The sequence below is a fragment of the Streptomyces sp. NPDC059456 genome (assembly GCF_042750055.1).
GTDB lineage: Bacteria > Actinomycetota > Actinomycetes > Streptomycetales > Streptomycetaceae > Streptomyces.
The window spans coordinates 1-5,633 of record NZ_JBHYVA010000569.1; the positions used below are offsets into that span (position 1 = coordinate 1).

At 76.1% G+C, this 5,633-nt stretch carries 4 protein-coding genes and 1 pseudogene; 4 read left to right on the plus strand and 1 reads right to left on the minus strand.

Going from position 1 to position 5,633, the window contains the following annotated elements:
- Window positions 1–212: 212 nt before the first annotated feature.
- Window positions 213–743, plus strand: coding sequence for a DUF937 domain-containing protein (locus tag ACFXA3_RS33595; protein ID WP_385193127.1), 531 nt, complete (start codon window positions 213–215; stop codon window positions 741–743).
- Between the two features lie 311 nt (window positions 744–1,054).
- Window positions 1,055–1,552: pseudogene (locus ACFXA3_RS33600) on the plus strand (GNAT family N-acetyltransferase); the annotation flags it as partial.
- On the opposite strand, the gene ACFXA3_RS33605 reads toward ACFXA3_RS33600, so the two are convergent.
- Window positions 1,503–2,447: an EamA family transporter gene (locus tag ACFXA3_RS33605; RefSeq protein ID WP_385193129.1), complete on the minus strand. Its 945-nt coding sequence runs from the start codon at window positions 2,445–2,447 to the stop codon at window positions 1,503–1,505. The pseudogene ACFXA3_RS33600 and the gene ACFXA3_RS33605 sit on opposite strands and share 50 nt — an antisense overlap.
- Window positions 2,448–2,558: 111 nt before the next feature.
- Between ACFXA3_RS33605 and ACFXA3_RS33610 the strand changes: the two genes are divergently transcribed.
- Together ACFXA3_RS33610 and ACFXA3_RS33615 are read left to right on the plus strand one after the other, a co-directional pair.
- Entirely contained in the window at window positions 2,559–3,515 is a 957-nt protein-coding gene (locus ACFXA3_RS33610) for a LysR family transcriptional regulator (protein ID WP_385193130.1), read from the plus strand.
- 54 nt (window positions 3,516–3,569) lie between these two features.
- The gene (locus tag ACFXA3_RS33615) at window positions 3,570–5,618 is read left to right on the plus strand and encodes a glycoside hydrolase family 3 protein (RefSeq protein WP_385193132.1); all 2,049 of its coding nucleotides are present in this window, start codon (window positions 3,570–3,572) and stop codon (window positions 5,616–5,618) included.
- The last annotated feature ends 15 nt before the right edge of the window (window positions 5,619–5,633 follow it).

Consider the following 5,633-nt stretch of genomic DNA (forward strand, 5'->3'; position numbering starts at 1 on the left):
GCCTCACGGCCGGACCCCCTCACGGTTGCCCCTCCCGTGCCGGACTTCCCGATCCCCCCAGATCCCTCCCCGGAAGTACCGACGCACCATACGACCCGCTGCCCCGCCCGGGGGTTGCATGCGGAATCGGAACTTTACGTTTCCATTACCTCAGGAGTCTCAGGCGTCGATCCGAAGTGCCGTCGAACCACCGCAGAAGTAGCGTTTCCGGCATGAGTGAATCTTCGTTCCAGGACGATGTGCTCGGCGAGCTCGGCCAGGACGGGCTGACCGAGATCGCCGGCCTGCTCGGCACCGACGCGGCGGGCGCGCGAGAGACCGTCACGACCACGGTCGGCGCCATGACCGGTGGCCTCCAGGAGAAGGCCGGGGCCGCGGACGCCGACGGCGACGAGGTCCGCGAGGCCCTCGCCGAGGTGGCCGAACCCCCGCTGCAGGGGGTGGCCACGCTCGGCGGGGGCCTGCTCGGCGGCGGGCTGATGGCCGGGGTGCTGGCGAAGGTGAGCAAGCCGGTCGCCGCGGCGGTGTCCAAGAAGACCGGCATCCCCGTGGCCACCGTCAGTCGCGTCATCGAGCTGCTGATCCCGGTGCTGCTGGCGGTCTTCGCCAAGCGCGCGGCCGCCGGTCAGGGCGCCCCCGGCCAGGAGGGCGCCGCCGGAGCGCCGGCCTCCGGCACCGCCCCGGCGGCGGGCGGCGGACTCGGTGACCTGCTCGGCCAGATCCTGGGCGGCGTCAAGAAGTAGCGGGCGGGCGCGGGACCCACCCGGGACCCACCCGGTCCCGCCCCGCCGGACCCCCGACCGGCTCGGCCCGTCCCACCGGACCCCCGACCGGCTCGGCCCGCGCCACCGGACCCCGACCCCGCCGGACCCCCGCCCCGCCGGCCCCCGTACGGCCGGCCCCCGTACGGCCGGCCCGGCCCCGGCCGCGGGTCACCCGTACGGCGGAACGCGCGGGCGGGGGGTGCGGGCCGCGTGCGGGCGCCGCCGCGCCGCCCCGGGCCGCGCTATCCTCGGGCGCCATGGAGCCCCCTGCCGACAACCCGTCCGCCCCGGTACGGCTGCGGGACCCGGAGCCCGGAGAGCTGGGCTGGATCGTGCAGCGGCACGGCGCGCTCTACGCCGCCGAGTACGGCTGGAACACGGACTTCGAGGGCCTGGTGGCCCGGATCGTCGCGGACTTCGCCGAGGACCACGACCCGTATCTGGAGCGGGTCTGGATCGCCGAGCTGGACGGCCGTCCGGTCGGCTCGGTGATGTGCGTCCGCGAGGACGGCGCGCCCGGCACCGCGCGGCTGCGGCTGCTCCTGGTCGAGCCGGAGGGCCGCGGGCACGGCATCGGCGCGCTCCTGGTCGGCACGGTCGTCGACTTCGCCCGCTCGGTCGGCTACCGGGAGCTGGTGCTGTGGACCAACGACGTGCTGGCCTCGGCCCGTTCCCTCTACCTGCGCGCCGGGTTCGTGCTGGTCGCCGAGCGCCCGCACCGCTCGTACGGCGTCGCGCTCACGGGGCAGGACTGGCGGCTGCCGCTGCAGGAGGGTTCCCCGCGCTGACCGCGGCCGCGCCGCCCGCCGCCACCGTACGGGTGCCCGCGCGGGCGGGGGCCAGGGAGGTCATGCCCACCCCGCAGACCAGCAGCAGCGCCGCCACCCAGCGCAGCCCCGAGATCCCCTCGCCCAGGACCAGCGCGGCCGAGGACATCCCGAACACCGGCACCAGCAGCGAGAACGGCGCGACCGACGAGGCCGGGTAGCGCTTGAGCAGGTGGTTCCAGGCGCCGAAGCCGAACACCGTGGACACCCAGGCGACGTATCCGATGACCGCGGCCCCGGACCAGTCCAGCCCGCGCAGCGCGGCCAGGTCCCGCTCGGGTCCCTCCAGCAGCAGCGACAGCGCGAACAGCGGCAGCACGGGGACGGTGCACACCCAGACCATGAAGTTCAGCGCGTCGGGCGGGGACGCCTTGCGCGTCAGCACGTTGGACACGCCCCAGCAGGCGGCGGCCGCGACGACCAGGGTGAAGCCGAGGACCGGCCCGGAGGTGCCCTCGTCCACGGCGGCGACGGCGATCCCGGCGAGCGCCACCGCCATGCCGCCCATCCGGACCCGGCCGGGCCGCTCGCGCAGGACGACGGAGGCCAGGACGGCGGTGAAGACGGCCTGGACCTGGAGCACGAGGGAGGACAGACCGGCCGGCATCCCGGCCGCCATGCCGGTGAAGAGGAGGCCGAACTTGGCGACGCCGAGGGCCACTCCGACGGCGACGATCCACTTCCAGGCGGTCTTGGGCCGGCCGACGAAGAACACGGCGGGCAGTGCGGCGACGAGGAAGCGCAGGGCGGACAGGAGCAGCGGCGGGAAGTGGCCGAGACCGATCTGGATGACGACGAAGTTGAAACCCCAGACGGCGGCGACGAGTACGGCGAGTGCAGTGTGAACGGGACGCATGCATCGAGCATCGGCGCGGCGACCATGTAGCACCAGCTCGGATTCCTTCCGGGTTGGATGAAGCACTGCTTACGGGTGACCTGTGGTCCGGCGGTGCCTACGATGGGCCGCATGCTCGACCTCTCCCGGCTGCGCGCCCTGCACGCCGTCTCCGTCCACGGCTCGGTCGCGGGCGCGGCGGCCGCCCTCGGCTACACCCCCTCCGCCGTGTCCCAGCAGATCGCCAAGCTGGAGCGGGAGACCCGGACCACGCTGCTGGAGCGCCGCGGGCGCGGGGTCGCGCTCACCGAGGAGGCCCGGCACCTCGCCGAGACCGCACAGCAGTTGCTGGCGATCGTGGAGCGCGCCGAAACCACCCTGGAGGAGCGGCGCGGGCAGCCGAGCGGGCTGCTGACGGTGGCAGCGTTCGCCTCGGCGGCGCGCGGCCTGCTGCCGGGGGTGCTCGCCGGTCTCGCGCACCGGCATCCCGCGCTGGACGTGCGCCTCACGGAGGTCGACCCGCACCTGTCGGTGGACCTGGTGGCCCGGGGGGTCACCGACCTCGCCGTGGCCCACGACTGGGACATCGCCCCGCTGCCGGCTCCCGAGGGCGTCGAACAGGCGGTCATCGGGGACGACCGCTGCGATCTGGTGGTGCCGCGGGGCCACCCGTTCACGGAGCGGGCGGTCATCCGCAGGGCCGACCTCGGCGGCCAGCGCTGGGTCTGCCAGCCGCCCGGCCGGGTCTGTCACGACTGGCTGGTGCGGACGCTGCGCACCGCCGGGTTCGAGCCCGACATCGCGCACGTGGCCGAGGAGAACCACACCATCGTCGCGCTGGTCGCGGCGGGGCTCGGCGTGGCCGTCGTACCCCGGCTGGGGACGGGGGCGCTGCCGCCGGGTGCGGTGGCCGTGCCGCTGGAACCCGGCCCCGTACGCAGGCTGTACGCCCTGTGGCGGACGGGGGCGGCCCGCCGGCCGGCGATCACCGAGGCCGTGCGGGCCCTGCAGGAGCACTGGGCGTACGCGGCACCCCTTCCGGGGGACCTCCCGAGTGTCCGCGGCGGCGGGGACGCGGCCCGGCAGTAGGGTCCGGGCGTGTCGTACCACGCCTCCCGCAGGTCCCTGCTCACCGCGGCCGCCATGGCCGCCGTCACGGCCGCCGGCGTGGCCTCGTACGCCGTGGGCGGCGACCGGGGCGGCCCGGACGGCGGGCCGCGCCACGACGACGCGCGCCCCGGCGACCGCCCGCCCGGACCGGCGCCGGACCGGGCGGCGCTGCGCAGCCTGGTGGCGGGGATGAGCCTGGCCGAGCAGGTCGGGCAGCTCTTCGTGTCCCGCGCGTACGGCCATTCGGCGACCGATCCCGACCCGGCGGACGCCGAGGAGAACCTGAAGCTGTTCGGGGTGCGCACGGCCGCGGAGCTGGTCGCCCGCTACCACCTCGGCGGGATCATCTACTTCTCCTGGGCCCACAACACCCGTGACCCGCAGCAGATCGCCGAGCTGTCGGCCGCGCTCCAGCGGACGGCGGCCGGCTCGGGACCGGGGGTCCCGCTGATGCTCTCCACGGACCAGGAGCACGGCGCGGTGGCGCGCATCGGGAAGCCGGCGACACTGCTGCCGGGGGCGATGGCCCTGGGCGCGCGGCACGGAGCGGCGGCCGCCGGCCCGGCGGCGAACGCCGGTACCGGGGACGCCGGTTCCGCAGGCACCGGTTCCGCAGGCACCGGTTCCGCCGCCGGCGCCGATTCCGCCGGCATCGCCGAGGCCCGCCGCGCCGCGCGCATCGCCGGGGCCGAGCTGGCCGCGATGGGCATCCGGCAGGACTACGCGCCGGTGGCGGACGTGAACGTGAACCCGGCCAATCCGGTGATCGGCGTACGCTCCTTCGGCTCCGACCCGCAGGCGGTGGCGGCCCTGGTCGCCGCACAGGTCCGCGGCTACCAGGGCGCCGGGGTGGCCGCCACCGCCAAGCACTTCCCCGGCCACGGGGACACCGAGACCGACAGCCACGTCGGACTCCCGGTGATGCGGCACAGCCGGGCCCAGTGGGAGGAGCTGGACGAGCCGCCGGTCCGGGCGGCGGTGGCGGCGGGCGTGGACGCGGTGATGACGGCGCACATCGTCTTCCCCGCCCTCGACCCCTCGGGGGACCCGGCGACCCTCTCCGCACCGATCGTGACGGGCATCCTGCGCGAACGCCTGGGCTTCCGGGGGGTGGTGGTCACCGACGCCCTGGACATGGCCGGGGTCCGCCAGAAGTACGGGGACGACCGGGTCCCGGTACTGGCCCTGAAGGCGGGCTGCGACCAGCTGCTGAACCCGCCGGACCTGGGGCTGGCGCACCGCAGCGTGATCGCGGCCGTCGAGGCGGGCGAGCTGACGCGGCAGCGGATCGAGGAGTCGGTGCTGCGGATCCTCGAACTGAAGGCCCGCCGGGGCCTGTTCGACGCCGCGCACACCGCCGCGGGGCAGGTGGGCGCCCTGGTGGGGATCCCGGCGCACCTGAGCGCCGCCGACGAGATCGCGGCGGGTACGACGACCCTGCTGGCCAATCCCGTGAAGCTGCTGCCGCTGGATCCGGCGACGACGCCGAAGGTCCTGGTCACCGGGACCGACCCGGCCTCCCCCAGCGGTACGACGGGCCCGCCCACGGTGGTGCTGGCCCGGGAGCTGACCGCCCTGGGCTGCCGTGCGACGGCCGTGCCGCCCGCCCGGGCGGTGGCCGCGGCCCCCGGCAACGCGGCGGTGCTGGTGTGCACGTACAACGTCCCGGAGGGGGACGGTCCGCAGCGCACGCTGGTCACGGAGCTGCTGGCCACCGGGGTGCCGGTGGTCGTCGTGGCGATCCGCAATCCGTACGACCCCGCGCGGCTGCCCACCTGCGCGGCGGAGCTGGCGACGTACACCTGGACGGACGTGGAGATGCGGGCGGCGGCCCGGGTGGTCACCGGTGCGGTACGGCCCACGGGCCGCCTCCCGGTCCCGGTGCCGGGCCGCTACCCGCTGGGGCCCCCGGGGGCGGACCACGAGCGCGCGGACGCCGGCCCCGGGGGGTGGGGGGGCCCGGGTCCCGGGGGGGGGGGGCGCGCCCCCGGGCCGGGGGGGCCCCCGCGGGGGGGTTTTTGGGGGGTGGGGGGGGGGGGGGGGGAAACTTCGGGATCGTCACGGAGTTCACGTTCCGGCTGAACCCGGTGGGCCCGA